We start from the raw sequence: 24,362 nt of genomic DNA, 5'->3' as shown, positions 1-24,362 counted from the left end.
TGGTCGCCAGACGCAACCACCATTTCCGTCTGTTGAAACGTGGTTCCGCTGTGCGGAATTACCCGAGGGCGTGCGAGAGGGTCCCGCGCAGGGTGTCCAGCCGTTCCGGCGCGGCGGTCGCCAGCAGGACCTGCTCGCGGTTGGTTGGATCGTAGGGGCCGCCGGCGAGCGTGCCCCAGACGCCACCGGCCTCTTCCACGACGAGTTGCCCGGCAAGGTGATCCCACGGCTTCGAACCCGACGCGACCAGCCAATCCACGTGCCCCGCCGCCAAAGTCCGATATTCATAGAGCGAGCAACGCAGCGACTGCACCCGCGAGAACGCCGGCAGAAGGGGGGCGAGCGCCTCCTTGCTGCGCTGGTCGAACATGCCCAACGGAAGGTAGCCCGTTTCCATCGCCGGCTCGCGCCCGGCGCGGGTGGACAGCGCCACGCGGCTTCCGTCGGCGCGGACGAAATGCGCGCCCTGCCCCGCCCGCGCGATCATCCAGTCGTCGCAGACCGGATCGTAGAGCAGGCCCATGACGGTCTTTCCGGCCTCGCGAAGGGCGATGATGACGCCGAAAACCGCCAGGCCGCGGGCGAAGTTCCAGGTGCCGTCGATCGGGTCGATGACGAGGCAGGGATCCGGCCGGGCCAGCTGGTCCAGGATCGTCGGATCATCCTCGACCGCCTCTTCACCCACGACGCCGACGCCGGGCAGGATCTCGGCGAGGCGGCGGGTCAAAGCGTCTTCGGCGGCGGTGTCGGCGACGGTCACGAGGTCCTCGGGACCGGTCTTGGTCTCGACATCACCGGGCGAGAGGGCGCGGAAGCGGGGCATGATCTCGGCCCGCGCCACGTCCCTGACCGCCTCGACGATGGCCTCTGCCGTGCGTTCATCCATGTTGCCGCCCCTTCGCTTGTGCGCCCGGGAGCCTAGCACGCCGCCGCGACGCGGCAACGTCAGAGCGTCAGCGCCGCGTGGCGGTTGACGTCCTTGTAGAGCAGGTAGCGGAACGGCCCCGGCCCGCCCGCATAGCAGGCCTGCGGGCAGAAGGCGCGCAGCCACATGTAGTCGCCGGCCTCGACCTCGACCCAGTCCTTATTCAGGCGATAGACCGCCTTGCCTTCGAGGACGTAGAGGCCGTGCTCCATCACGTGGGTCTCGGGGAACGGGATCACGCCGCCGGGCTGGAAGGTGACGATGGTGACATGCATGTCGTGGCGCAGGTCGGCGGGATCGACGAAGCGGGTCGTGGCCCAGACGCCGCCGGTGTCGGGCATCGGCGTCGGCGCGACCTCGGCATCCGAGGTGACGATGGGTTCGGGGGCGGCGAGGCCCGGCGCCGGAACGTAACGCTTGCGGACCCAGTGGAAGGTCAGCGTGTCCTCGGCGCGCAGCGACCAGGCGGTACCGGCGGGGATATAGACGTAGCTGCCGGGGCCGACGTCGTGCGCGGTCCCCTCGATGGTGACCTGCCCCGCCCCGCCGGTGACGAAAAGCGCGCCCTGCGCCTGCGTGTCGGGTTCGGGCGCGTCCGAGCCGCCGCCGGGGGCGACCTCCATCAGGTAGTGCGAGAACGTCTCGGCGAAGCCCGTCATCGGGCGCGCGATGATCCACAGGCGCGTCTTGTCCCAGCCCGGAAGGGCCGAGGCGGTGATGTCGCGCACGGTGGTGCCGGGGATGAAGGCGTAGGCGTCGGTGAAGACGGCGCGGGTCTCCATCAGCTGGGTCTGCGGCGGCAGGCCGGCGGGGGGGATGTGGTAGTCGGGCATCGGGCTCTCCTTTGGGCGCAAGGTGACCGGAAGCGGAGGCGAGGTCGAGAGGGCGGAACGAGGGGCGCTGCCCCTCGCGCTCCCCGGAGTATTTCGGGCAGGATGAAGGGAGCCTATTCCGCCGCGTCGAGGCGGATGACGGTCTTGGGCAGGCGGATTTCGAAGGCGGTGCCTTCGGGGCCGGTATCGAGCAGGCGCAGATCGCCGCCATGGCCGCGCACGAGGTCCTGGGCGATGGTAAGGCCCAGCCCCGTGCCGCGCTTGGAGGCGGACTGGAATGGCTGGAACAGGTGGGCGCGGGCCTTTTCGGGCAGGCCGGGGCCGGTGTCGGTGACGCGGATGGTCCAGTCGGCCTCGGTCTCGTCGGCGGAAATGGCGATCTCGCCCGGGCGGCCTTGCGACACCATCGCCTGGCGCGCGTTGCGCACGAGGTTGCCCAGGACGCGGTAGAGCTGTTCGGGGTCGGCGCGCAGGGACATGCCGGCGGGGACATCCTCGGCGAAGGAGATTTCAGCGTCTCCGGTGGCGAGGCGCTCGCCGTCAAGCACGTCCGACACGAGATCGGCCAGCATCACGCGGGTGAGCTGGGGGGGTGGTTCCTCGGCCTTTCCGAAGGCCAGCGTGGATTCGCAGATCGAGATGGCGCGGCTGATCGAGCTGATGAGCTTGGGCGCCAGGCGCGACACGGTGGGGTCGGACGACCCCTCCATCCGGTCGGCGAAAAGCTGGGCCGTCGTCAGCACGTTGCGCAGGTCGTGGCTGATCTTGGCGACCGCGCCGCCAAGCTGGGCGAGACGCTCTTTCTGGCGCAGGGCGGATGTCAGCTGGGTCTGCATGGATTGCAGCGCGATCTCGGCGCGGCGCAGCTCGTCCACGCCGGCGGTGGGCTGGATGATCCGGCGGGCGTCTTCGGGGGCGGCGGCGTAGCTTTGCATCGCGCCCACCACGCCTCGGATCGGCTTGACCAGGAAGCGGCGCACGGCCGCGAAAAGAAGCAACGCGGTGACGATCGAGATCAGCGCCGACAGGATCAGGATGCGGATGCCGTAGTCGATCATCGCGGCATGCAGGGGTTCGGCGGCCATCGTGACCTCGATCAGCTCGCCGCCCTCGCGCACCGGCGCGCCGATCACCCGGATCACCCGGTCGCCGCCCGAAAACAGCGCCTGCATCGCGTCGGTGATCAGCTCCAGCCCGCCAGGGTCGCGCAGGTCGTAGGTGTCCGAGATCGGCGCAGGGATGGTGGAGGAGAGGGCAAGCTGCCGGGTCTGGTCGCGCACGAGGACGACGTTGTAGACCTCGGCGTTGCGCAAAAGCTCCTGTTCCAGCTCGGGCGAGATCGTCTCGCCCGCCAGCAGCGCCAGCGACGCGATCTGCGCCCGTTCGAGGCGCGAGGACAGGTAATCCTCGCGGAAGCGCGCGACCGAGGGCACGAAGATCAGCACCTCGGCCAGCATCACGAAGCCGATCGTCAGGATCAGGAAGCGGCCTGAAAGGGTGTTCAGCATCGGCCCTCGCTCATGGCAGATACCTCTGGACCAGCCGCACCACGCGCTTGACCTTATCGTTCTCGAACAGGATTGGCGAGAAGTAGGCACCGGCCGCGCGCTTGTTGATTTCGGTCAGCGTGGGATAAGGCAGCACGGTGTTCGAGATCGCGCGCATCTTGAGCCCGTTGGCGATGGCCAGCGCCCAGGTCGAGATCAACTCTCCGGCCTCGGCGCCGACGATGGTGGCACCCACCGGCTTGCCCCCCACGACCGAGACCTTGACGAAGCCGGTCGTCTGGCCCGTCGCGTTGGCGCGGTCGTTCTCGTCGTAGTTGAACCGCACGACCCGCAGCTTGTCGCCGTGCTTCTCGCGCGCCTGCGCCTCGGTCAGGCCGACCTGGGCGAGTTCGGGGTCCGTGTAGGTGCACCAGGGGATGTGGTTCTGCCTGGCCTTCGAGGGCACGCCGAACATGATCTGCGGGACGACGACGCCGGCATGGTAGCCCGCGACGTGGGTGAACTGCATCCGCCCCGCCGCATCGCCGATCGCGAAGACACGCTTGTTGGTGGTTGAGCGCAGGCGGTCGTCAACCGTGACCGCCTTGTCATGGGCGACGTTGCCTGCACCGAGGTCCAGCCGGTCGAGGTTCACGCTGCGCCCCACGGCGACCAGAAGATGCGAGCCGGTGTAGCTGCCGTCATCCGTCTCGACCCTGATGCCCTCGGGGCCCTTGCTGACGCGCTTGGCGTGCTGGCCCTCGACGATCTCGACCCCTTCTTGGCGAAGCTGGTCCAGCACGACGGCCGACGCCTCGGGATCGTCCTTGGGCAGGGCCTTCGAGCCCCCGATCACCGTGACCTTCGAGCCGAGGCGCCGGTGAGCCTGCGCCAGTTCCATGCCGACATTGCCGCCGCCGATGATCAGCAGGTGGTCGGGGCGCTCGCGCAGGTCGAAGATCGTCTCGTTCGTGAGGTAGTCGACGCCGTCCAGCCCCTCCATCGGCGGGACGAGGGGGCGCGACCCGGTGGCGATGACGATGCGGCGGGCGGTGATCTCATGGCTGTCGGTGGCGATGGTGCGCTCGCCGGTGAAGCGCGCCCATTCGCGGATGACGCGGACGCCGAAGCCCTCGAACCGCTCCTGGCTGTCCATCGGCGCGATGGCCTCGATGGCGCGGGCGACGTGATCTTTCGTGGCGCCGTAGTCGATCTGCGGCTCGACGGAGGCGATGCCGAAAGGGTCCGAGTGCGCCATGCCGTAGGCACGCGCGGCGCTGGCGATCAGGGATTTCGACGGGACGCAGCCGTAGTTAAGGCAGTCGCCGCCCATCTTGTGCCCCTCGATCAGGACGACGTTCGCGCCCATCTGCGCGGCGCCCGCGGCGACGGACAGGCCGCCCGAGCCGGCGCCGATGATGCAGACGTCGCAGGTGATCTTTTCCATGGGTCAGACCCCTTTCCGGCCGCGCACGGCCTTGAGGATGATGGGTGACGCCGCGAGAAGGCAGAGGCCGAGGATCGGCAACAGGATCTCGGGCGCGAAGATGATCGACAGGTCGGGCGTCTCGCCCCGCGCGAACACCTCGCCCAGCCCCGCGCCGACCGAGGTGAACACCAGTGCCCCCGGCATGATCCCGAAGAAGGTCGTGACCGCGTAGCGCCAGAGCGGGACGCCCATGAAGGCGGGCACGAGGTTGGCGACGAAGAACGGCACCGCGGGGACCAGGCGGACGAGGAACAGCATCGACCACTGATTCTCGTCGATGCCCTCCTTGATGCGGCGGATCATGCCCTCGCTCGCGTTCATCCGCGCCTCGAGCCGGTCGCCGAGCCCCCAGCGCGCCGCAAGGAAGATGCCGACCGCGCCGATCGTGGCTGCCGTGACGTTGTAAAGCACACCGGGAAAGAGCGAGAACAGGAAGCCGCCGGTCAGCGTCGCCAGGGTCGCCCCGGGCAGCGAGAAGGCGACGATCAGCGCGTAGCACAGCATGAAGACGCCGACCGCCCAGACATAGTGCGCGTCACGGAACGCCAACAGGCGCTCGCGATTATCGGCCAGCGTGTCGAAGCTGACCCAATCGCCCAGGGTGAACGCGCCGACCAGGGCGACCACGGCGATCACGAGGATCGGCAGGCGTCTGAGCCAGGGGTTCGGGGCAGTCTTCGCGGTGTCGGCCATGGTTCCTCGTCCTCGCGTGGGTCAATGGTATGGACCTAGGCCGGTTCCACATCTTGCGGCGAGGCGTCACACGCGCGATTGAAGGCGCGAGGGGCTTTGGTGAGCGGTTGAAACATTCGCGCGAGGCTCCGAAGTGTTGACAGGGTCCCGCGCCTCGCTTATGGCGCGAGCCTTATCCGAATGACCGCGCCGATGCGGGCCTGACGAAGGCTCCGGGCGCCCTGACCACTCATGGGGAGTGACCGATGAAGCGCACGTTCCAGCCCTCGAACCTCGTCCGCAAGCGGCGCCACGGTTTCCGCGCCCGCATGGCGACCAAGGCCGGCCGCAAGATCCTGAACGCCCGCCGCGCGCAGGGCCGGAAGAAGCTGTCCGCCTGATCCAAGGATCATGACCGACAATCAGCCCGCCGCGCCCGCGCCCGGCGGGTCTTTGCCGTTGGAGCGCCTGAAACAGCGCGCCGACTTTCTGCGCGCCGCCCGTGCGCGGGTGGTCCGCGCCTCGTCCTTCATGCTCCAGGCGCGCGACCGCGAGGAAGATGGCCCGGTGCGGGTCGGCTTCACCTGTTCCAAGAAGGTCGGCAACGCCGTGGCCCGCAACCGCGCCAAGCGACGGCTGCGCGAGGTTGCGCGGCTTGACCTGCCGGCGCTGGCCCGCCCCGGCTGGGACTACGTGCTGATCGGCCGCCGCGACGCCACGGCCACCACCGACTTCGCCGAGCTGCGGACCGAGTTCGCCCGCGCCGTCGAGAAGGCCCACAGGTGAGCCCTGCGGCACACCTGCTCGCCCTGCCCGTCCGGGCCTACCGCCTGATCCTGTCGCCCTGGGTCGGGTTCAACTGCCGCTATCACCCCACATGCTCTGCCTACGCGCTCGAAGCGCTTCAGATCCACGGCGCCGTCCGCGGCGGCTGGCTGGCGCTGCGCCGCATCGGCCGGTGCCACCCCTGGGGCGGTTCAGGCGTGGACCCCGTTCCGCCGAGGCAGAGCAATTCGCATCGCTGATCACCCTGCTGTGAAAATTTGATGCGCCTCGCGCGCAGGGCTGTGTTACGCAAAGTCACCTAGGCGAATCACGTTAGAGAAGGGGGCGCATGATGGCAGGATTCCGACGCATGATGTCCCCTTGGCTCGGGTATACGCTCCGCCCCCTCGCGGGCTGAGCCGACCGCCCCTCGGGGCCACTTCCGACCGCTGAACCGTTGTTGCCCGGCCCCGCCGGGAACATCGCCCGTGGTCATTCCCAATCATCCAAACCAGAGGCGGCCCCGCACAAAGGGGCCGGTATGTGCATGATCCAGACTGTCCGGACTCCGTCCTCCGTCATCGACGCGGCGATCGCCGAATTCGGCGCAAGGCGCGTTTTCCTGCTTGCGCTGCGCGCGGTCCTCGCGCCGCGGCAAAAGCCGCTGCCGAGCGCGGACCACCTGCCGAACCACCTGCGCAGGGATATCGGCTTGCCGCGCATCGACCCGCCCGCCACGGGATGGGATTTGCTGCGGTAGAGAAGGCGCGCCCGGCCCCGTGCCGGGCGCGCGTCACGAGACCGGCAGCACCATCGGCACATCGTAGGCGTCGTCCCCGAGGTCCGCGAAGAGCCGGTCGTTCCTTTCGAAAAACGTGCGCCCGCCGAACAGCCGCACCGACAGGTAGATCGCGCGCCGCCGCAGGGGACTGACGCCCGCTGCCTCCATCGCGGCCAGCATCACCCGGTCGGCGAAGGCGCGATCCGCCTCGCTGGGCCTGCGCCCCACGACCTGCCACGCGACATAGAGCCAGTCGTGAATGATCGCGGCCTCCAGCCACGGCCCGACCCGCCCCACGTACCAGCGGAAGATCCACGGGACCGAGGTCAGGTCGGTGATCAGCCCCCGCGGCGCGGTGATCGCGCGCGCCTCGCCGTCCACCACGACCTCGACATCGTAGTCCCGCGCGAGGATGTAGTCGCCGTCCTCGCCCAACCGCTCGAGCAGCTGCGCCCTCGGCCGGATCAGCGCGAGCGCCGTCAGGTAGCGAAATCCCGTCAGCGCGCCGGGGCCGTCGGGATACGGGTTCGTGAACACGGTGCGACCCTCCTTTGCCTCGGCGCGAGAATAGCGTAATTCGCGGCCATGCTCGACGAGACCGACGATATCCATGCGCTCTTTCACGGTGCACCCAAGACGACGGAGTTCAAGAAGCTCCGCAAGCGCATCGTGCAGAACACGCGCGAGGCGGTCGAGCAATATGGCATGGTGCGGCCGGGCGACCGCTGGCTGGTGTGCCTGTCGGGCGGCAAGGACAGCTATACGCTGCTGGCCGCGCTGACCGAGCTGCAATGGCGCGGCCTGCTGCCGGTCGAGATCCTGGCCTGCAACCTCGACCAGGGGCAGCCGGGCTTTCCCGCGACTGTGCTGCCCGAGTTCCTCGAGCGGATGGGCGTGCCCCACCGGATCGAGTACCAGGACACCTATTCCATCGTCATGGACAAGGTGCCCCAGGGGCGGACCTTCTGCGCGCTGTGCTCGCGGCTGCGGCGGGGGAACCTGTATCGGATCGCCGGCGAGGAGGGCTGTTCCGCAGTCGTGCTGGGCCATCACCGCGACGACATCCTCGAGACGTTCTTCATGAACCTCTTCCATGGCGGGCGGCTGGCGACGATGCCGCCCAAGCTGGTCAACGAAGAGGGCGACCTGTTCGTGCTGCGCCCGCTTGCGCACGTGGCCGAAGAGGATTGCGAGCGGTTCGCCCGTGCCATGCAGTACCCGATCATCCCCTGCGACCTCTGCGGCAGCCAGGACGGGCTGCAACGCCAACAGGTGAAGCAGATCCTCGACGGGTGGGAGAAGAACTCGCCCGGTCGGCGGCAGGTGATGTTCCGGGCGCTGATGAACACGCGGCCGTCGCACCTGCTCGACCCGGCGCTGTTCGATTTCGCCGGGCTCGACGTGAAACCGGCCGAGTCTTAACCCGACGCTTACGATCGGTCCGTACGGTGCCCCAGACCCGGGGAGACCACCGATGACCGCCATCCTGATCGCCTGCCTAAGTCTGGCCGCCTTCGGAGCGGTGTTCGGGCGGGTGCGCCTCGTGCGGGAGCGGCCGCCAGTCGTCGGTCTTCGCGACCGGGTCATCGACGCCATCTCGGGGCGGTCGGGCGCGCTCGTGCTGTTCGAAGGAAGCGGGCTGGACCCGGCCGTGCTGGCGGGCGACCTGATCTGCCGGCGGGACCAGGTGATTGCCGGCGAAGACCGGTTCGCCGTTCACCTCGACGCGCCGGGGCGGGATGCCGAGTTCGCCCGTTGGCTTTGCCGCGCGCAGGTCGTGCTTGAAGATCGGTGCGGCTCGGTGCGGATGGGCGCGACGCGGACGGGGGCCGGCGCGTGGCCCGAGGATCATCTCAACCGTGCAGAACGCGCCCTTGCGCGTGCGAAGTCCGAGAACGTCGTTCTCTTCATCGACGACCACGCCCCGCCGCGCGCCCTTGCCGCCGAAGCCGCGGCGATCCCGTTCGAGGCGCTGCCGATCCTCTGCGCCGAACGGCACGAGCTTGTCGCGGTCGAGCCCGTCGCCCCGCCCGATGTCGAGGACCGCAGGCCCGCTTCGCCCGAGGTCGCGCGCCACCTGTTCCTGGCCAGGCTGCGAAGCGGCGCCCGGATGCTCGACGGCGATAGCGGTGCGCGGTTGAGCCTGCCCCTGCCCGACGATCTCGCGGCGGATCCCGACATGGCCTTCGCGCTGGTCTTCGGCCTCGACGGGTGCGACATCCTGCCCGAGCGCGTGACGCTGCGTGTCGGCGCCGGCCTCTCTCCTGCCACCGAAGCCGCCCTTCTGGCCACGGGATGCACGGTCTCGACCGAGGCCCCGACGGTCGCGCAGGTCGGGGCGGGTCCGCACTGGCTGCCGGCAGAAATGGTGCGCGACATGGACGCGGACGAGGCGGCCCGGCGCCAGGTGGCCACGATCCTCGCGCGCGCGGCCGAAACCGGGGCAGAAGTCCATGCGGATGGCGTGGGCTCGCGCAAAACGGCCCAGATGCTCTCGGCAATGGGCTGTACGCTGGTCTCGGGGCCAGGGCTCGCACCGGCCGTTCCGGACGGCGATACCGGGTCCGCGAGCGCGTCGCGCAGTTGACGGCACCGTGCTTGAAGCCCGAAACGCCTTGACGATCCCTCTGCCCGCCTGTTGAACCGCGGCGACCGAGCGACAGCAACCGGGGGCGCAGGCGCCATGGACGACCAGAACCGCAACATGATCCTCGCGATCGTCCTGAGCGCGCTCGTGATCCTAGGGTGGACGCTCCTCTTCCCACCGGAAGAGGCGACGATGACCGACGATCAGGTCAGCGAGACCAGCGCCCCGGCCAACCCCGCCACCGCCCCCGCGCCTCCCGGATCGACCAACGCCCCGCAGGACGGCTCTCCCGCCGCGGTCGCCGTGGACGCGCCGCGGATCGAGATCGACACGCCGGCCCTGTCCGGCTCGATCTCGCTGATCGGCGGGCGGATCGACGAGCTGGCGCTCAAGAATTACCACGTGGAGGTCGACGAAAGCTCCCCCTTGGTCGAGCTTCTGAACCCGGTCGCCAGCGACCGCCCGTACTACGCCCTCTTCGGCTGGGCCCCCGGCGGCGACCTGGCCTACGAGGACGTGCCCGGCGCGCAGACGCCGTGGCAGGTGGTCGAAGGCGAGACGCTGTCGCCCGGCAACCCCGTCACGCTGGAATGGGACAACGGCAACGGCCTGGTGTTCCGCCGCACGATCTCGGTGGACGAGGACTACATGTTCACCGTCGACCAGTCGGTCCTTAACTCCACCGGGAATGCCGTCCGCCTCGCCCCCTACGGCACCGTTGCGCGCCACGGCGACATGGATCTGGCCGGGTTCTTCATCCTGCACGAAGGCGTCGTGCGCATGTCCGACGGAGAGTTGCAGGAGCTCGACTACGACGACCTGCCCGACCTCGACCAGATCGCCCGCGAAGGCGGGCCGGCGGACGTGATCGAGGTGATCGAGGACGGCTGGATCGGCTTCACCGACAAGTACTGGATGACCACGCTGATCCCGACGCCGGGCACCAGCTTCACCAGCGTCGCCAAGTTCGTCCCCGGCGGCGAAATCTACCAGACCGAGGCCCGCCTCCCGACGCTCGAGGTTGCCCCGGGCGAAACCGGCTCGACCTCGCTGCGCCTCTTCGCCGGCGCGAAGGAATGGGAGACGATCCTGAACTACCAGGAGCAGGGGATCGACGGCTTCGTCGACTCGATCGACTGGGGCTGGTTCTTCTTCCTGACCAAGCCGATCTTCGTGGCCCTGCACTGGCTGAACGGCGTGATCGGCAACATGGGCTGGGCGATCATCGTCCTGACCCTCGGGATCAAGGCGCTGCTGCTGCCCCTGGCCTACAAGTCCTACGTCTCGATGGCGAAGATGAAAGAGCTTCAGCCCGAGATGGAGAAGATGAAGGAGAAGGCGGGCGACGACCGCCAGAAGCTTCAGCAGGGCATGATGGAGCTCTACAAGAAGAACAAGGTTAACCCGGCGGCGGGCTGCCTTCCGATCCTGCTGCAGATCCCGATCTTCTTCTCGCTCTACAAGGTGATCTTCGTCACGCTCGAGCTGCGCCACGCGCCGTGGCTGTTGTGGATCGACGACCTTTCGGCGCCGGACCCGAGCTCGATCCTGAACCTCTTCGGGCTGCTGCCCTGGGGCACGCCCGATCCCAGCTCGTTCCTTGCGATCCTGTCGCTGGGCGTGCTGCCGATCCTTCTGGGCATCTCGATGTGGCTGCAGCAGAAACTGAACCCGGCCCCCGCCGACGCGACGCAGGCGATGATCTTCGCCTGGATGCCATGGGTGTTCATGTTCATGCTGGGCCAGTTCGCGAGCGGCCTCGTGCTCTACTGGATCGCGAACAACACCATCACCTTTACCCAGCAATACGCGATCATGCGCAGCCAGGGGTACAAACCCGACCTGCTGGGCAACATCCTGGGCTCGTTCCGGCGGAACAAGGACGCAAAATGAAGGTCGGGGGGCTCTACCGCTACCCGATCAAGGGCGTCGGTGCCGAGCCTCTGGACGCGGCGTTCCTGAGCGCGGACGCCCCCTTTCCCGGAGACAGGGCATGGGCGATTGCCCATGCGAAGGCGCCCGACCGGTCAGGCTGGATGCCGAAGGCCGCGTTTCTGCAGGTGATGGCAGGTCCCGGCCTTGCTGCGGTGCGTGCTGAAACGGCGGGCGACCGGATCACCCTGTCCCACCCCGACCGTCCGACGCGCAGCTTTTCGCTCCCTGACGATGCGGCGCAGTTGCTCGACTGGGTCCGACCGATCTGGCCTGAGGACAAGCCCGCGCCCGCCCGCGTGCTGCCTGCTCCGCCCGAAAGCTTCGCCGATAACGGGCAGGCCACGGTGCACGTGCTGACGCAGGCGACCCTGGATGCGCTATCCGAGGCCGCCGGGCAGACCGTCGAAGCGCTCCGCTTTCGCGCGAATATCGTGATCTCGGACGCCGAAGCGTGGTCCGAGCTTGGTTGGGTCGGGAGACGGCTTCGGCTCGGTGATGCGGAGATCGAAGTGCTCGAGCCCACCGGCCGCTGCCGCGCCACCGACGCCAACCCCGACACCGGAACCCGGGATATCGCGATGCTGGAGCTTCTGTCGAAGACGACGGGCGGCAAGGATGTCGGCGTCTATGCGCGCGTCACCCGTGGCGGCACCGTGAACCGGGGCGAGACCGTGGAGTTGCTGGCATGAACCTGCCCTTCCCCGAAGCCGACCCGAGCGCCGAGGAGCGTGAGGCAGGCACCAAGCTGTTCCGCCAGGAGACGCAGTTCCTGAAGGGCGTCGTCGCGATGGACGGCCTGCCCCCGGACGACCGGGTCGAGATCTGCTTTGCCGGCCGGTCGAACGTGGGCAAGTCGAGCCTGATCAACGCGCTGACCGGGCGGCGGAACATCGCGCGGGCCTCGAACACGCCGGGGCGCACGCAAGAGGTCAACTTCTTCACGCTGGCGCATCTCTACCTCGTCGACCTGCCGGGCTACGGCTTCGCGAACGCGCCGGTGCCGGTCGTGCAACAGTGGCAGAGGGTGATGAAGGCCTATCTGGGCGGCCGCGCGAATCTGCGCCGCGCCTTCCTGCTGATCGACCATCGCCACGGCCCGAAACCCGTCGATGCCGAGATCATGGATCTGCTCGACAAGGCAGCTGTACCGTTCCAGGCGGTGCTGACGAAGTCGGATAAGGTAAAGGGTGCCGATCGCGACCGCACACAAGCCGCCCTTCGCGAGACCTTGGCACGCCACCCCGCCGCCTATCCCGAGATCGTCGTGACCTCGTCCGAAACGGGCGACGGGATCGAGACGCTCCGCGCCGTCATCGCCGGAATTGCCTGACCGGTCCGACCATATGGCAAATCGGGTTTCGCCCGGCTAAGACTGGCGGAACCGCCGCGCCCCATTCGTAGCAAGTAGGCCCCATGACCGAGACCCATCCCGCCTCTGAAGATTGGGCCCAGACGGCCCACACCCTGTCGCAGGCCCTGCCGTTCTTCCAGCGATATGCGGGCGCCACGGTGGTCATCAAGCTGGGCGGGCACGCCATGGGCTCGGACGAGGCGATGCGCAGTTTCGCCCGCGACGTGGTCCTGATGAGCCATGTCGGCGTGAACCCGGTGATCGTCCATGGCGGCGGCCCGATGATCAACGCGGTGCTGAAGGCGCAGGGCGTCGAGAGCACCTTCGTCGGCGGCAAGCGCGTGACCGACGCGGCCACGATCGAGGTGGTCGAGATGGTCCTTTCGGGCTTCGTCGGCAAGCGCATCGTGCAGGCGATTCAGGCCGAGGGTGGCACCGCCGTCGGCATCTCGGGCAAGGACGCGCAGCTGATGATTTGCGAGCAGACGAACCCGGAACTGGGCTTCGTCGGCACGCCGGTCGAGATGAACCCGACCTTTCTGGAACGGATGAAGGACAGCAAGACGATCCCCGTGATCGCCCCCATCGGCGCGGGCCGGAACGGCGAGACCTTCAACGTGAACGGCGACACGGCGGCCGGCGCCATCGCGGGGGCGCTGAAAGCCGACCGCCTGCTTCTGCTGACGGACGTGGCCGGCGTGAAGGGCGCGGATGGCGAGGTGATTTCGGAGATTACGCCCGAGGCGATCCAGGAGCTGACCGATACCGGTGTGATCTCGGGCGGGATGATCCCCAAGACCGAGACGGCCCTGCTGGCCATGGAAGACGGCGTGCGGGCCGTGGTGATCCTGGACGGACGCGTGCCGAACGCCTGCCTGCTGGAGCTTTACACCAAGGCGGGCGCCGGCACGCTGATCCGGGGCAAGCGGTGAGCCGACGGCTGATCCTGACACGCCACGCGAAATCGGCGTGGGACCACCCCGACCTCGACGACCACGACCGTCCCCTCACCCGCCGCGGCGAAAGATCCGCCACCGCCATCGGCCGCTGGCTGAGCGAGAATGACCACCGGCCCGAGGTCGCGCTGCTATCCACAGCCCGGCGCGTGGTCGAGACATGGGCCGGGATCGGCCCGCGGCTTTGCGCGGCGCCCAATGCCGTCCGCGACCGTGCACTGTACCATTCCTCGCCCGAGACGATGCTGGCGGCTTTGGTGGGCCGGCCCGAGGCTTGCGTCATCCTGATCGCGCATAACCCCGGCATGGCGACGCTGGCGCAGCGGCTGGTCCGCACCACGCCCGATCGCGGCGAGTTCGCCTATTTCCCGACCTGCGCGACGCTGATCCTCGACTTCGAGGTCGCCTCCTGGGGCGACGTGGCCCCGCGCGAGGGGCATGTCGTGGATTTCGTGGTGCCGCGCGACCTGACGGACTGACGCCTCACCTCAGTGGCCGAGAATCTGGCTCAGGAACTGCTTGGTCCGCTCGGATTTCGGATTGTTGAAGAAGGCCTCGGGCTCGTTCTGCTCGACGATCTGACCGTCGGCCATGAAGATCACCCGGTTCGCGACCTGCCGCGCAAAGCCCATCTCGTGGGTCACGCAGATCATCGTCATCCCCTCTTCGGCCAGCTCGATCATCGTGTCGAGCACCTCCTTGATCATCTCGGGATCGAGGGCCGAGGTCGGCTCGTCGAAGAGCATGATCTTGGGTCGCATGCACAAGGATCGCGCGATTGCCACGCGCTGCTGCTGCCCGCCCGATAGCTGGCCGGGATACTTGTTCGCCTGGTCGGGAATCTTCACCTTCTCGAGGAAGTGCATCGCGGTTTCCTCGGCCTCTTTCTTCGGAGTCTTGCGGACCCAGATCGGCGCGAGGGTGCAGTTCTCGAGGATCGTGAGGTGCGGGAAGAGGTTGAAGTGCTGGAAGCACATCCCGACCTCGGATCGGATCTTGTCGATCTGCTTGAGGTCCGAGTTCAGCACCGTGCCGTCGACGGTGATCCTGCCCTTCTGGTGCTCTTCCAACCCGTTGATGCAGCGGATCAGCGTCGATTTCCCCGAGCCTGACGGGCCGCAGACGACGATGCGCTCGCCCTTGTAGACGGTCAGGTCGATATCGCGCAGCACGTGGAAATTGCCGAACCACTTGTTCATGCCGTCGATCTCGATGGCGACCTCGTCCGATACCTTGAGCTGGCTGCGGTCGGGCGCGCGGGTGTTTGCGGTTTCCATGAGGGGCGCTCCTTACCGGTGTTCGGTGGCAAGCTTGCGCTCGAGCCACTGGGAATATTGCGAAATGCCGTAGCAGGTGACGAAGAACAGCAGCGCCGCGAAGCCGTAGAGCTCCCAGTAGACGCCGTTCCAATCGGTCGAGGCGAGGATCGGCCCGCGGATCATGCCCACCACGTCGAACATCGAGATGATCGACACCAGCGTCGTGTCCTTGAACAGCCCCACCGCCACGTTGACGATGCCGGGGATCGAGATCTTCAGCGCCTGCGGAAGGATGATCAGCCGCATGGCCTGCGCATAGTCGAGGCCGAGGCTGTCGGCGGCCTCGTACTGGCCGCGCGGCAGGGCGGCGAGGCCCCCGCGGATCACCTCGGCGATATAGGCCGAGGCGAACATGGTGATCATGATGATGACCCGCAGGATCAGGTCGAAATTGGTATCGGGCGGCAGGAAGTAGGCCAGCACCACGTTCGCCACGAAGAGAAGCGTGATCAGCGGGACGCCGCGGACGAACTCGATGAACGCCACGCAGACATACTTGATGAGCGGCAGGCGCGACTGCCGGCCGAGAGCCAGCAGGATGCCGAAAGGCAGCGACAGCGAGATGCAGACCGTCCCGAGGATCATGTTGAGCATGTAGCCCCCCATGTCCCGGCTCTGAATTCGCTGAATGGCAAGGAAGTCGCGCTCTTGCGACGCGACCCAGCCGCCGACCCACCAAACCGCAACGGCCGCGACCACGGCGGCCCCGAGCGACAGCGCGAAACTCCAGCGATCGGTCGCCTTGAAGGCGAAATAGCCGGCGAGGACGCCCAGGAAGGCAGAAACGGGCGTCAGGATCGTGCCGCCCCAGAGCAGCCAGTACGCGACGAAGGGATAGAGCGCCGTCAGGATCAGAAGTCGCCGCGGCAGATCAGGCAAAAGCGCGGGCGCGCCGGCGACGAAGAGGAGGACGAAGGCGAGGAGGGGGCGCCAATACTCGGTCTGCGGAAAGGCGAAGCCGAAGATCAGCTGGTTCCACCGCTCGGTCAGGACGGCGAAACAGCCCCCCGCCCCGGCGCCGGTGATCTCGCGGCATTCACTGAGCGAGCCCGCGTTCCACACGCCGCCGAGCAGCCACGGCAGAAGCCCCGACAGCAGCACGTAGATCACGTAGAGCGCCAGGAGCGTCAGGATCGCGTTCGGGATCGTCGGGAACAGGTTGTGGCGGACCCAGCGGATCGCGCCGGTCTCGCGCGCCGGGGGGGCCTGTTCGGGGATGAAGCTTTCGCGGACGAAGGCGACGGATTGGGCGTGGGTGTCGCTCATTCTACCGCTCCTTCAGGGCGACGGAGGCGTTGTAGATGTTCATCACCCCCGAGATCGTCAGGCTGATGACGAGGTAGAACAGCATCAGCAGCAGCACGCATTCGATCGCCCGCCCGGTCTGGTTCAACGTGATCCCCCCAAGCGTCGCGGTGATGTCCGCATAGCCCACGGCGATGGCCAGCGAGGAGTTCTTCGTCAGGTTCAGGTATTGCGAGATCAGCGGTGGCACGATCACCCGCAGCGCCTGCGGAAGGACGACGAGGTTCATGATCCGCCGGGGCCGCAGGCCAAGCGCGGCCGCCGCCTCGGTCTGGCCCGTCGACACCGACAGGATGCCGGCGCGGACGTTCTCGGCGATGAAGGCGCCGGTATAGACCGACAGGGCCAGCCAGAGCGCGATGAACGGCTTGCCGATCAGCGTACCGCCCTGGATGTTGAAGTTGTTCGCGGCCACGTCCGGCCGGATGAACGAGATCGACCCGAGCGCGAGTTCGGCGATCACCACCGGCGCGATCAGGATCACCCAGGAGGGCCAGACCGGCAGCAGCTTGCCCGAGTTGAAGAGCGTCCGCTTCACGTGCGACCGCCAGAGGAAGAAGCCGACGATGCCGGCGACCAGGGCGCCGAGCACGATCGGCCAGCCGGGTCCGACCTCGACCGCGGGCGCGTAGAGACCGCGATTGGTGAAGGCGAAGGACCCCAGGAACAGGCCTCGATCGGGCTCGACCGAGCCGCCGCGGGTCAGGAAGTCGCGGGGCGCGCCGCCCGACAGGGTGACGACTGTCCCGATGATGAGGATCCAGATCAGGACCGGCACGTTGCGGAACGCCTCGACATAGACCGACATGAGCCGCGCGACGATCCAGTTCTTCGACAGCCGCATCACACCCGCCGAGACGCCGATGAGCGTGGCGAGGATGCAGCCGGCGATCGCGACCAGCAGCGTGTTGATCACGCCGACGATCGCCGCCCGCAGGTGCGACGATCGGCTCGTGTAGTCGATGAGGGTCTGGTTGATGTCGTAATTCGCCGGGTTGTCGAGGAACCCGTAGGAAAAGTTCAGCCCCGCCGCCGCGAAGTTGCGCATGAGGTTCCAGCCGAGCCAGCTCGCGATGCAGATGATCGCGATGAGGGCGATGAACTGGAAGGTCAGTCCGCGGTAGCGCGTGTCGCTGAGCAGCATTCCGGGGTGGAAGCCACGGCGCTTGGGCGTGTCGTGATCGGAAATGGAGGCCATCTCGGTTCCGTCTGCCTACGCGCCGTCCGCCCGGCCAGAGCCGGGGTCGGGACGCTTCGATGGTGGTGGGAACGGTCGAGGAGGGGGAGCGCGATCAGGCCGCGCCCCCCGGTTACCTTACCGGAACGGAGGCGCGTAGAGCAGCCCGCCGTTGGTCCACTGGGCGTTCAGCCCGCGGGCGAGGCCGACCGGCGTGTCCTCACCGATGTGCCGCGCGAAGAGCTCGCCATAGTTGCCGCCGGCCGAGATCGCCTTGACGGCCCAGTCGTTGTCGAGGCCGATCATCGCGCCAAGCTCGCCCTCGGTGCCGAGCAGGCGGTTGACCTCGGGGTTGTCGCCCGGTGCCGACGCCATGTCCTGCACGTTTGCAGAGGTCACGCCGTATTCCTCGGCGGCGACAAGCGCGTTGAGCGTCCAGCGCACCACGTCACCCCATTCGCTGTCACCATGACGCACGAGCGGGCCGAGCGGCTCTTTCGAGATGATCTCTGGCAGGATCACGTGCTCGGAGGGGTTCTCGAACGAGGCACGGGTGGCGGCAAGGCCGCTGGCATCGGTCGTGTAGGCGTCGCAGGCACCGGCGATGTACTGCTGCTGCGCTTCGCCGTTGGTCTCGATCGGGACCGGCTCGTAGCTGATGTTGTTCTTGCGGAAGAAGTCGGCGAGGTTCAGCTCGGTCGTGGTGCCGGTCTGGACGCAGACGGTCGCGCCGTCGAGGTCCTTGGCCGAGGTGACGCCGAGCTCCTTCGGGATCAGGAAGCCCTGGCCGTCGTAGTAGTTCACGCCGGCAAATTCGAACTTCAGGTCGTTGTCGCGGCTGAACGTCCAGGTGGTGTTCCGGGAAAGAAGGTCGATCTCGCCCGAGGCGAGCGAGGTGAAGCGGGTCTTGCCGGTGGTCGGCACGAACTCGACGGCGCTCGGGTCGTCCAGAACGGCTGCGGCGACGGCGCGGCAGACGGCGACGTCGAAGCCTTCCCACTCGCCGCTCGCATTGGGGGCCGAGAACCCGGTCAGACCGGTGGACACGCCGCAGTTCAGGGTGCCGCGCTCCTGGACGTCACTTAGCGTCTGGGCGCCGGCGAGACCTGCGACCAACATGGCCGCGGACGCGGTGCCGAGAAATACGGTGGTTTTCATGAATACCTCTTCCTGAGTTGCCCGACGCGAGGCCGGATCGGATTTGGCCGACTGCGCCGGCATTGGCGAGGAACCCGGATAGGTCCCGAACGCGACCGAGTGTGTCGCTATTCATCGCCATGCGTCAAGTCACCGATAACCAGATGAGATGACGAATCGGTCACGCGATCAGCAGATGCCCGTGAAATGTGCCGATCGCCACGACGCTCAGGTGGCCAGAGCCCAGAACCTGTGCGCATCGAGGAAGGCGCGGCGTTTCCTCGCGGCGAAATCCTCGGCCTCTTCGTCGCGGCCCCATTCCTCTGCCTGCCATTCCTCGTCGAGGCGCGACAGGTCCCAGACCTCGACCGGCGACCGGGCGCCCCAGGCCGCGGCATGGGCCAGCACCAGCGAACCCGACAGCGCCACCAGATCGTGGAACGCCGCGAGGCGGAACTTGGACATTTCGTGCATCGGCGCAACCAGGCGGTCGAGCGCGGCGGCGTCCTGCGCCACGGGCATCACGCCCTGGGTGGTGACGAGGCGGGCGCCGAAGGTCTCCTCGGCCCAATCGAGCAGCGGATCCCACATCTGCGACTGCTGCAGGACGAGCGCCTGCGGGTTCTCGGCGCGGTAGCTGAGCAGGTCGGTGCCGCCGTATTCGGCCAGGGCAGCGACGACCGCCGCCTTTTGCGGCGCGACCTTGTCGATGGCCGAGTTCGCCGTGCGGGTCATCGGCATGGAGCCGGGATCGACGATCTTCGCCTGCGCGTCCCATTCGGCGGCGACGGCCTCGGCCAGTGCCTCGGTCGGCAGCACGAGGCTTTCGCCCGCGGGGGTACGGATCGGCTTGTCATCCAGCAGAACGCGGATGCCGCCCTCGACGGGCTCTGTTTGGGCGGATTTCCAGAAGCGTTTCGGGGCCCAGTCGGACATTCAGCTCTCCCAAATCTGGTGCAGGGCGGGGACGAGCGCGGCGGGCGTCTCGACCATGGCCTGCGCTCCGGCCGCGCGCAGCCGTTCGGGCGCGTGATAGCCCCACGCGACGCCAAGCGCAAAGATGCCGGCGGCGCGGGCCATCTCCATATCGAAGGTCGAATCGCCGATCATCACGGCGTTTACCGGGGTGACCGAGGTTTCAGCCAGCGCGGCGGCGATCATCGACGGGTGCGGCTTCGAGGGGTGATCGTCGGCACATTGCGCCGTGGCGAGGCGGAACCCGTGCGCATCGATCATCGCCCGGAGCCCGCGACGCGACGCCCCCGTGGCGATGCCGATCAGGGTCTCGGGCTCGGTCCCCAGAGCGTCGAGCGCCGCCGGGATGCCCGGAAAGGTCGGTGCCGGAGCCTTCGCCCGCGCCGCGGCATAATGCGTCTTGTAGGCGGCCAGCATATCGGCGTGATCCGCCCCCGGCGCGAGGCGTTCGAACACCACGGGCAGCGACAGGCCGATGCAGGCCACCACCGCCTCGCGGTCCGGCGCGGGGCGCCCGGCGGCAGCGAAGGCCGCGTCCATGGACGCCACGATATGCCCTTGGCTGTCCACGAGCGTGCCGTCCATGTCGAAAAGCGCGAGCCGCAGGGTCATTCCTCGGGCGGGGCGAACGGATCGTCGGGAGCGTCCGCGACGCGCCACTCCAGCGCGTCCCAGGTGCGCTTCATGTGTTCGGGCAAGGGTGCGGTGAGGGACAGGGGCACGCCCGTGACCGGATGCTCGAAGCTGAGCGAGCGGGCGTGCAGGTGCAGCTTCTTCGACAGGTCGCCGCCCAGTTGCGCGCCCCAGCCGTCGCCCAGGTTCTCCTGCCCCGAGCCGCCATACTTGCCGTCGCCGATCACGGGGTGGCCGATCTCGGCCATGTGCGCGCGAAGCTGGTGGGTGCGCCCGGTGATCGGCTCGAGCGCGACCCAAGAAACCCGGCCGCCAAGCGCGGAAAGGGTGGTGAAGTGCGTCTCGGCCCGCTTGGCGCCTTCGGTGTCGCGCACGTCGTCGGGGTGCAGGCAAAGCATCTTTTCGCCCTCTCCGCCGATGCCGTGGCCGGGGGCCTTCACCAGCCCGAACTTGATGACGCCGTCCCGCGGGCTGGGCACGCCCGCGACCGCCGCCCAGTAGATCTTGCGTGTACGCTTGTGGCGCAGCGCCTCGGCCAGGCCCTTGGCCGCCAGGCGGGTGCGGGCCAGCAGCAGGACGCCCGACGTGTCCTTGTCGAGGCGGTGAACCAGCTTCGGCTTGTCCTCGTCGTCCTCGATCAGCGCTTCGGCAAGCCCATCGACGTGGCGGGTCTGCTTCGAACCGCCCTGCGTCGGCAGCCCCGGCGGCTTGTTCAGCGCGATGATGTGCTCGTCGCGATAGATCACGCAGGACCGGATCAGCTTGGCGTCGGAATCGCTGACGCGGCTTTGCAGGATCTCGGGCGCGGCAACGTCGGGGAGCGGGGGGATGCGAATCTCCTGCCCCTCTTCGACGCGCGTGGCGCCCTTCGCGCGGGCACCGTCCACGCGGATCTCGCCCTTGCGGCACATCTTCTCGATGCGCCCCTGCGGCACGTGGGGGTAGTGCTTGCGGAACCAGCGGTCGAGCCTCTGGTCGCCCTCGCCCTCTTCGATCTTTCGCGTGTGAACGCCGCTCATGCCATCGCCTTCGCCAGTTCGAGCCCGAGATACAACGCGCCGAGCCCCGCGCCAACCGACAGCGCCATATAGAGGATCGCCGTCCCTGTCTGCCCCTCCTGCATCAGGTTCACGGCTTCGAGAGAAAACGTCGAGAAGGTGGTGAAGCCGCCCAGGATGCCGGTCGCAACGAACGGCCCGAGCCATCCCAGCCCCAGCCGCCCCGCCATCCCGGCGAACAGCCCCATCAGCAAGCAGCCCACCACGTTCGCCGTCAGCACCCCCAGCGGCATCCCCGGCCCCGCGATCCGCGCGACGCCGATGCCCACGAGGTAGCGCGCCGATGCGCCGATGGCTCCGCCGACAGCGACCTGCAGCAGCGTCCCGATCACTCGTCTTGCCCCTTCTTCCGCTTCGCCCTGAGCGAGACGAACCAGTCGAGGCGCTTCTTCAACTCGCGCTCGAACCCGCGCTCTTTCGGCAGGTAGTAGACACCGCGCTTCATGCCGTCTGGGAAGTAGTTCTGGCCCGAAAACGCGTCCTCGGCATCGTGGTCGTATTCGTAGCCCTTGCCGTATCCCTGCTCTTTCATCAGCTTCGTCGGCGCGTTGCGGATGATCTTGGGCGGCGGCTCTGACCCGGTGGTCTTGGCGGCGCGCATCGCCTCCTTGTAGGCGGCGTAGCCGGCGTTCGATTTCGGGGCGAGGGAGAGGTAGGTGACAGCCTGCCCGAGCGCCAGTTCCCCCTCGGGCGAGCCGAGGCGCTCGTAGGTCTCCCACGCGTCGAGGCAGACCCGTTGTGCCTGCGGGTCGGCCAGCCCGATATCCTCGACCGCCATGCGGGTGATGCGGCGGGCGAGGTAGCGGGGGTCCTCTCCGCCGTCGAGCATCCGCGTCAGCCAATAGAGCGCGGCATCGGGGTCGCTGCCCCGGACCGATTTGTGCAGCGCCGAGATCAGGTTGTAATGCGCGTCGCCCGACTTGTCGTACTGGGCCGCGCGGCGTTGCAGCCGGGCCTGAAGGGAGGTGGGATCGAGGGGCGCCTCGGTCTTCCAGGCCATCACCTGCTCGGCCAGGTTGAGAAGCGCGCGGCCGTCGCCGTCGGCCATGTCGAGAAGCTGGGCGCGGGCCTCGGCGGTCAGGGGCAGCGGGCGGCCCATGTCGGCCTCGGCACGCTGCGCGAGGCGCTCGAGGTCGTCATGCGAGAGGCGCTCGAGCACCAGCACCTGCGCCCGCGACAAGAGCGCGGCGTTCAACTCGAAGGATGGATTCTCGGTGGTGGCGCCGACGAGGAGGATCGTCCCGTCCTCCATATGCGGCAGGAAGCCGTCCTGCTGCGCCTTGTTGAAGCGGTGGATCTCGTCGACGAAGAGCAGTGTCCCCTGCCCGTTCGCGCGCCTGTGCCGGGCCGCCTCGAACACCTTGCGCAGGTCGGGCACGCCGGTGAAGATCGCGCTGATCTGGACGAAGGCAAGGTCGGTTTCGTGCGCGAGAAGCCGCGCGATGGTCGTCTTGCCAACCCCGGGCGGCCCCCAGAAGACGAGGCTCGACAAGGTGCCCGACTCCAGCATGACGCCGAGCGGACCGTTCGGCCCGATGACGTGCCCCTGCCCGATCACCTCGGACAGGCGCTGCGGCCGAAGCCGGTCGGCAAGGGGACGCGGCGCGGTGTCGGGACCCGTCGCAGGGGCTTTATCGAACAGGTCGGACATGATCGCCCAAGCCTACAGGGCGGCGACGGCGGGGGAAAGCGGCTGATTGGCGGCAGCTACAGCAGGTGAAGCTCTTGGGCGCGCTGGATCGCCTCGGCCGTCGTGCGTGCCATGAGGCGCTCGCGGCAGGCCTTGAGCCGGGCCTTCAGCGCACTTTCGGAAATGCCGAGCAGCACCGCGGCCTCGGCGTAGCGGTGCCCGGCCGCGATGGTGCGCAGGGCATGACGCTGCCCTTTCGTAACATCCGTTCGCGGCGTGGAATCGCGATGCAGCGCCTTCACCGTTGCCGCAAGGGCCTGCATCTCGGCGTCGGTGAACTCGCGATCGCCCCGCGCAAAGCCCCCGATGCTGCGGGAACCGGTCGGCCCTTCGGAGATCGCCACGCCGTATCGGCACCCGAACTCCATCGCCTGACCCAGAATATCATGAGGATCGGGGTGGTTCATCTCGGACCAGCGCACGCATCCGGTGGACCCTATCCCCCACGAGATCAGCGGGTCGCACATCATGTAGCCGCGCGCCGTATAGCGATCGATCCAGCGCGGGTCGTAAGTCTGAATCATGATCCGGGCCGAGGCGAACCGGATGTGCAGCCCGAGCGCGAAACCACTTGGACACATCCGCTTCAGCCGGGACAGCCCAAGCTCGATCGCTTCGATGCCCGTGGCTTGATTGATCATGGCATCATTCCCGTGCTGCTTGCAGAAAACACCCGACGAGGCAATTTTCATCGCGGCATGCATCGTTTGATTTATATCCCGGGCCGATGCCAGAGCCCATGCGGCATAAAAAAACGGCGGAGCAAAACCCCGCCGTTCGGATCGTGTCTCAAGAGGGAGACGCTTATTCGGCGTCTTCGGCCTCGAGGCGGGCACGGTCGCCAGCGCCCTTGGCGTCACGGTCGCGATCGACGAATTCGATGATCGCCATCGGGGCCATGTCGCCGTAGCGGAAGCCGGCCTTCAGGACACGGATGTAGCCGCCCTGACGCTCGGCGTAGCGGGGGCCGAGGATGTCGAACAGCTTCTCGACATACTGGTCCTGCTTCAGCTGGGATCGGGCCTGACGGCGGGCGTGCAGGTCGCCGCGCTTGGCGAGCGTGATCAGCTTCTCGACGATCGGGCGAAGTTCCTTCGCCTTGGGCAGGGTCGTCTTGATCTGCTCGTGCTCGATCAGCGAGCCGGCCATGTTCGCCCAGAGCGCCTTGCGGTGCTCATGGGTGCGGTTGAGGCGGCGGTATCCGCGGGCGTGACGCATTTTCTATCTCCTAAATCGCGTTTTGCTTTGTCCGGCCGGCGATGCGTGTCACCGACTCTCCTTGGGGCA

Annotated in this window: 28 protein-coding genes; 11 read left to right on the top strand and 17 right to left on the bottom strand. The window is 67.8% G+C overall.

Translation table 11 applies throughout. The features are described from left to right. Positions 1 to 58: 58 nt before the first annotated feature. The 5 genes from PAM7066_RS13140 to PAM7066_RS13120 all read right to left on the bottom strand — a co-directional run bounded on the left by PAM7066_RS13140 (position 59) and on the right by PAM7066_RS13120 (position 5,427). A complete protein-coding gene (locus PAM7066_RS13140) occupies positions 59 to 886 on the bottom strand; it encodes an inositol monophosphatase family protein (protein ID WP_085854669.1) in 828 nt (275 codons plus the stop codon). A gap of 59 nt (positions 887 to 945) precedes the next feature. Next, positions 946 to 1,758 (bottom strand): bifunctional allantoicase/(S)-ureidoglycine aminohydrolase, encoded by an 813-nt coding sequence (locus PAM7066_RS13135; protein WP_085854668.1) that lies wholly within the window; start codon positions 1,756 to 1,758, stop codon positions 946 to 948. A 113-nt stretch (positions 1,759 to 1,871) separates the two neighbouring features. Next, complete coding sequence (locus PAM7066_RS13130; protein ID WP_085854667.1) at positions 1,872 to 3,266, bottom strand: sensor histidine kinase; 1,395 nt, start codon at positions 3,264 to 3,266, stop codon at positions 1,872 to 1,874. Between the two features lie 10 nt (positions 3,267 to 3,276). Beyond that, the gene (locus PAM7066_RS13125; RefSeq protein WP_085854666.1) at positions 3,277 to 4,692 is read right to left on the bottom strand and encodes a dihydrolipoyl dehydrogenase family protein; all 1,416 of its coding nucleotides are present in this window, start codon (positions 4,690 to 4,692) and stop codon (positions 3,277 to 3,279) included. A gap of 3 nt (positions 4,693 to 4,695) precedes the next feature. Further along, positions 4,696 to 5,427, bottom strand: coding sequence for a TVP38/TMEM64 family protein (locus PAM7066_RS13120; protein ID WP_085854665.1), 732 nt, complete (start codon positions 5,425 to 5,427; stop codon positions 4,696 to 4,698). Between the two features lie 245 nt (positions 5,428 to 5,672). Between PAM7066_RS13120 and rpmH the strand changes: the two genes are divergently transcribed. The 4 genes from rpmH (at position 5,673) to PAM7066_RS13100 (ending at position 6,931) form a co-directional block, all read left to right on the top strand. Beyond that, positions 5,673 to 5,807: a 50S ribosomal protein L34 gene (gene rpmH / locus PAM7066_RS13115; protein WP_036181318.1), complete on the top strand. Its 135-nt coding sequence runs from the start codon at positions 5,673 to 5,675 to the stop codon at positions 5,805 to 5,807. A 10-nt stretch (positions 5,808 to 5,817) separates the two neighbouring features. Further along, entirely contained in the window at positions 5,818 to 6,192 is a 375-nt protein-coding gene (gene rnpA, locus PAM7066_RS13110; protein WP_085854664.1) for a ribonuclease P protein component, read from the top strand. Continuing rightward, positions 6,189 to 6,431, top strand: a complete 243-nt coding sequence (gene yidD / locus PAM7066_RS13105; protein WP_085854663.1) for a membrane protein insertion efficiency factor YidD — start codon at positions 6,189 to 6,191, stop codon at positions 6,429 to 6,431. Before rnpA ends, yidD begins: the two co-directional genes overlap by 4 nt. Before the next feature lie 287 nt (positions 6,432 to 6,718). Further along, a complete protein-coding gene (locus tag PAM7066_RS13100) occupies positions 6,719 to 6,931 on the top strand; it encodes a hypothetical protein (RefSeq protein WP_139215002.1) in 213 nt (70 codons plus the stop codon). A 33-nt stretch (positions 6,932 to 6,964) separates the two neighbouring features. Here the strand turns inward: PAM7066_RS13100 and PAM7066_RS13095 are convergent, their stop codons facing one another. Further along, the gene (locus PAM7066_RS13095) at positions 6,965 to 7,564 is read right to left on the bottom strand and encodes a DUF1353 domain-containing protein (protein WP_085854661.1); all 600 of its coding nucleotides are present in this window, start codon (positions 7,562 to 7,564) and stop codon (positions 6,965 to 6,967) included. On the opposite strand from PAM7066_RS13095, the gene ttcA reads away from it, so the two are divergent. The 7 genes from ttcA to PAM7066_RS13060 all read left to right on the top strand — a co-directional run bounded on the left by ttcA (position 7,538) and on the right by PAM7066_RS13060 (position 14,260). Further along, on the top strand, positions 7,538 to 8,374 hold the full coding sequence (gene ttcA / locus PAM7066_RS13090; RefSeq protein WP_085854660.1) for a tRNA 2-thiocytidine(32) synthetase TtcA: 837 nt from the start codon (positions 7,538 to 7,540) through the stop codon (positions 8,372 to 8,374). The genes PAM7066_RS13095 and ttcA overlap by 27 nt on opposite strands. A 52-nt stretch (positions 8,375 to 8,426) precedes the next feature. After that, positions 8,427 to 9,539: an EAL domain-containing protein gene (locus tag PAM7066_RS13085; protein ID WP_085854659.1), complete on the top strand. Its 1,113-nt coding sequence runs from the start codon at positions 8,427 to 8,429 to the stop codon at positions 9,537 to 9,539. Between the two features lie 96 nt (positions 9,540 to 9,635). After that, positions 9,636 to 11,432, top strand: coding sequence for a membrane protein insertase YidC (gene yidC / locus PAM7066_RS13080; protein ID WP_085854658.1), 1,797 nt, complete (start codon positions 9,636 to 9,638; stop codon positions 11,430 to 11,432). Beyond that, a complete protein-coding gene (locus PAM7066_RS13075; RefSeq protein WP_085854657.1) occupies positions 11,429 to 12,163 on the top strand; it encodes an MOSC domain-containing protein in 735 nt (244 codons plus the stop codon). Before yidC ends, PAM7066_RS13075 begins: the two co-directional genes overlap by 4 nt. Beyond that, the gene (gene yihA, locus PAM7066_RS13070) at positions 12,160 to 12,804 is read left to right on the top strand and encodes a ribosome biogenesis GTP-binding protein YihA/YsxC (RefSeq protein ID WP_085854656.1); all 645 of its coding nucleotides are present in this window, start codon (positions 12,160 to 12,162) and stop codon (positions 12,802 to 12,804) included. Before PAM7066_RS13075 ends, yihA begins: the two co-directional genes overlap by 4 nt. An 83-nt stretch (positions 12,805 to 12,887) precedes the next feature. Next, on the top strand, positions 12,888 to 13,757 hold the full coding sequence (gene argB / locus PAM7066_RS13065) for an acetylglutamate kinase (RefSeq protein WP_085854655.1): 870 nt from the start codon (positions 12,888 to 12,890) through the stop codon (positions 13,755 to 13,757). Next, positions 13,754 to 14,260 carry a SixA phosphatase family protein gene (locus PAM7066_RS13060; RefSeq protein WP_085854654.1) on the top strand — a complete coding sequence of 169 codons (507 nt, stop codon included), beginning with the start codon at positions 13,754 to 13,756 and terminating at the stop codon, positions 14,258 to 14,260. The genes argB and PAM7066_RS13060 overlap by 4 nt, the downstream gene beginning before the upstream one ends. Before the next feature lie 9 nt (positions 14,261 to 14,269). Here PAM7066_RS13060 and PAM7066_RS13055 read toward each other — a convergent pair whose 3' ends face one another. The 11 genes from PAM7066_RS13055 to rplQ all read right to left on the bottom strand — a co-directional run bounded on the left by PAM7066_RS13055 (position 14,270) and on the right by rplQ (position 24,293). Next, the gene (locus PAM7066_RS13055) at positions 14,270 to 15,058 is read right to left on the bottom strand and encodes an amino acid ABC transporter ATP-binding protein (protein ID WP_085854653.1); all 789 of its coding nucleotides are present in this window, start codon (positions 15,056 to 15,058) and stop codon (positions 14,270 to 14,272) included. Positions 15,059 to 15,070: 12 nt separating this feature from the next. Beyond that, positions 15,071 to 16,366: an amino acid ABC transporter permease gene (locus PAM7066_RS13050; protein WP_085854652.1), complete on the bottom strand. Its 1,296-nt coding sequence runs from the start codon at positions 16,364 to 16,366 to the stop codon at positions 15,071 to 15,073. Position 16,367: 1 nt separating this feature from the next. Then, positions 16,368 to 17,603: an amino acid ABC transporter permease gene (locus PAM7066_RS13045; RefSeq protein ID WP_085854651.1), complete on the bottom strand. Its 1,236-nt coding sequence runs from the start codon at positions 17,601 to 17,603 to the stop codon at positions 16,368 to 16,370. Positions 17,604 to 17,720: 117 nt separating this feature from the next. Continuing rightward, the gene (locus PAM7066_RS13040; protein ID WP_085854650.1) at positions 17,721 to 18,740 is read right to left on the bottom strand and encodes an amino acid ABC transporter substrate-binding protein; all 1,020 of its coding nucleotides are present in this window, start codon (positions 18,738 to 18,740) and stop codon (positions 17,721 to 17,723) included. Positions 18,741 to 18,947: 207 nt separating this feature from the next. Beyond that, entirely contained in the window at positions 18,948 to 19,655 is a 708-nt protein-coding gene (locus PAM7066_RS13035) for an ATP12 family chaperone protein (protein ID WP_085854649.1), read from the bottom strand. Continuing rightward, the gene (locus PAM7066_RS13030; RefSeq protein WP_085854648.1) at positions 19,656 to 20,306 is read right to left on the bottom strand and encodes an HAD-IA family hydrolase; all 651 of its coding nucleotides are present in this window, start codon (positions 20,304 to 20,306) and stop codon (positions 19,656 to 19,658) included. Further along, positions 20,303 to 21,346 carry an RluA family pseudouridine synthase gene (locus PAM7066_RS13025; protein ID WP_085854647.1) on the bottom strand — a complete coding sequence of 348 codons (1,044 nt, stop codon included), beginning with the start codon at positions 21,344 to 21,346 and terminating at the stop codon, positions 20,303 to 20,305. Before PAM7066_RS13025 ends, PAM7066_RS13030 begins: the two co-directional genes overlap by 4 nt. After that, the gene (gene crcB, locus PAM7066_RS13020; RefSeq protein WP_085854646.1) at positions 21,343 to 21,717 is read right to left on the bottom strand and encodes a fluoride efflux transporter CrcB; all 375 of its coding nucleotides are present in this window, start codon (positions 21,715 to 21,717) and stop codon (positions 21,343 to 21,345) included. The genes PAM7066_RS13025 and crcB overlap by 4 nt, the downstream gene beginning before the upstream one ends. Further along, a complete protein-coding gene (locus PAM7066_RS13015) occupies positions 21,714 to 23,036 on the bottom strand; it encodes a replication-associated recombination protein A (protein WP_085854645.1) in 1,323 nt (440 codons plus the stop codon). The genes crcB and PAM7066_RS13015 overlap by 4 nt, the downstream gene beginning before the upstream one ends. A gap of 56 nt (positions 23,037 to 23,092) precedes the next feature. After that, positions 23,093 to 23,716, bottom strand: coding sequence for an autoinducer binding domain-containing protein (locus PAM7066_RS13010; protein WP_085854716.1), 624 nt, complete (start codon positions 23,714 to 23,716; stop codon positions 23,093 to 23,095). A gap of 163 nt (positions 23,717 to 23,879) precedes the next feature. Further along, entirely contained in the window at positions 23,880 to 24,293 is a 414-nt protein-coding gene (gene rplQ / locus PAM7066_RS13005; RefSeq protein WP_085854644.1) for a 50S ribosomal protein L17, read from the bottom strand. Positions 24,294 to 24,362: the final 69 nt, after the last annotated feature.

The sequence above is a fragment of the Palleronia marisminoris genome (genome assembly GCF_900172315.1).
In the GTDB taxonomy this organism is placed as follows: domain Bacteria; phylum Pseudomonadota; class Alphaproteobacteria; order Rhodobacterales; family Rhodobacteraceae; genus Palleronia; species Palleronia marisminoris.
This window is presented reverse-complemented; position numbering and strand designations above follow the sequence as displayed.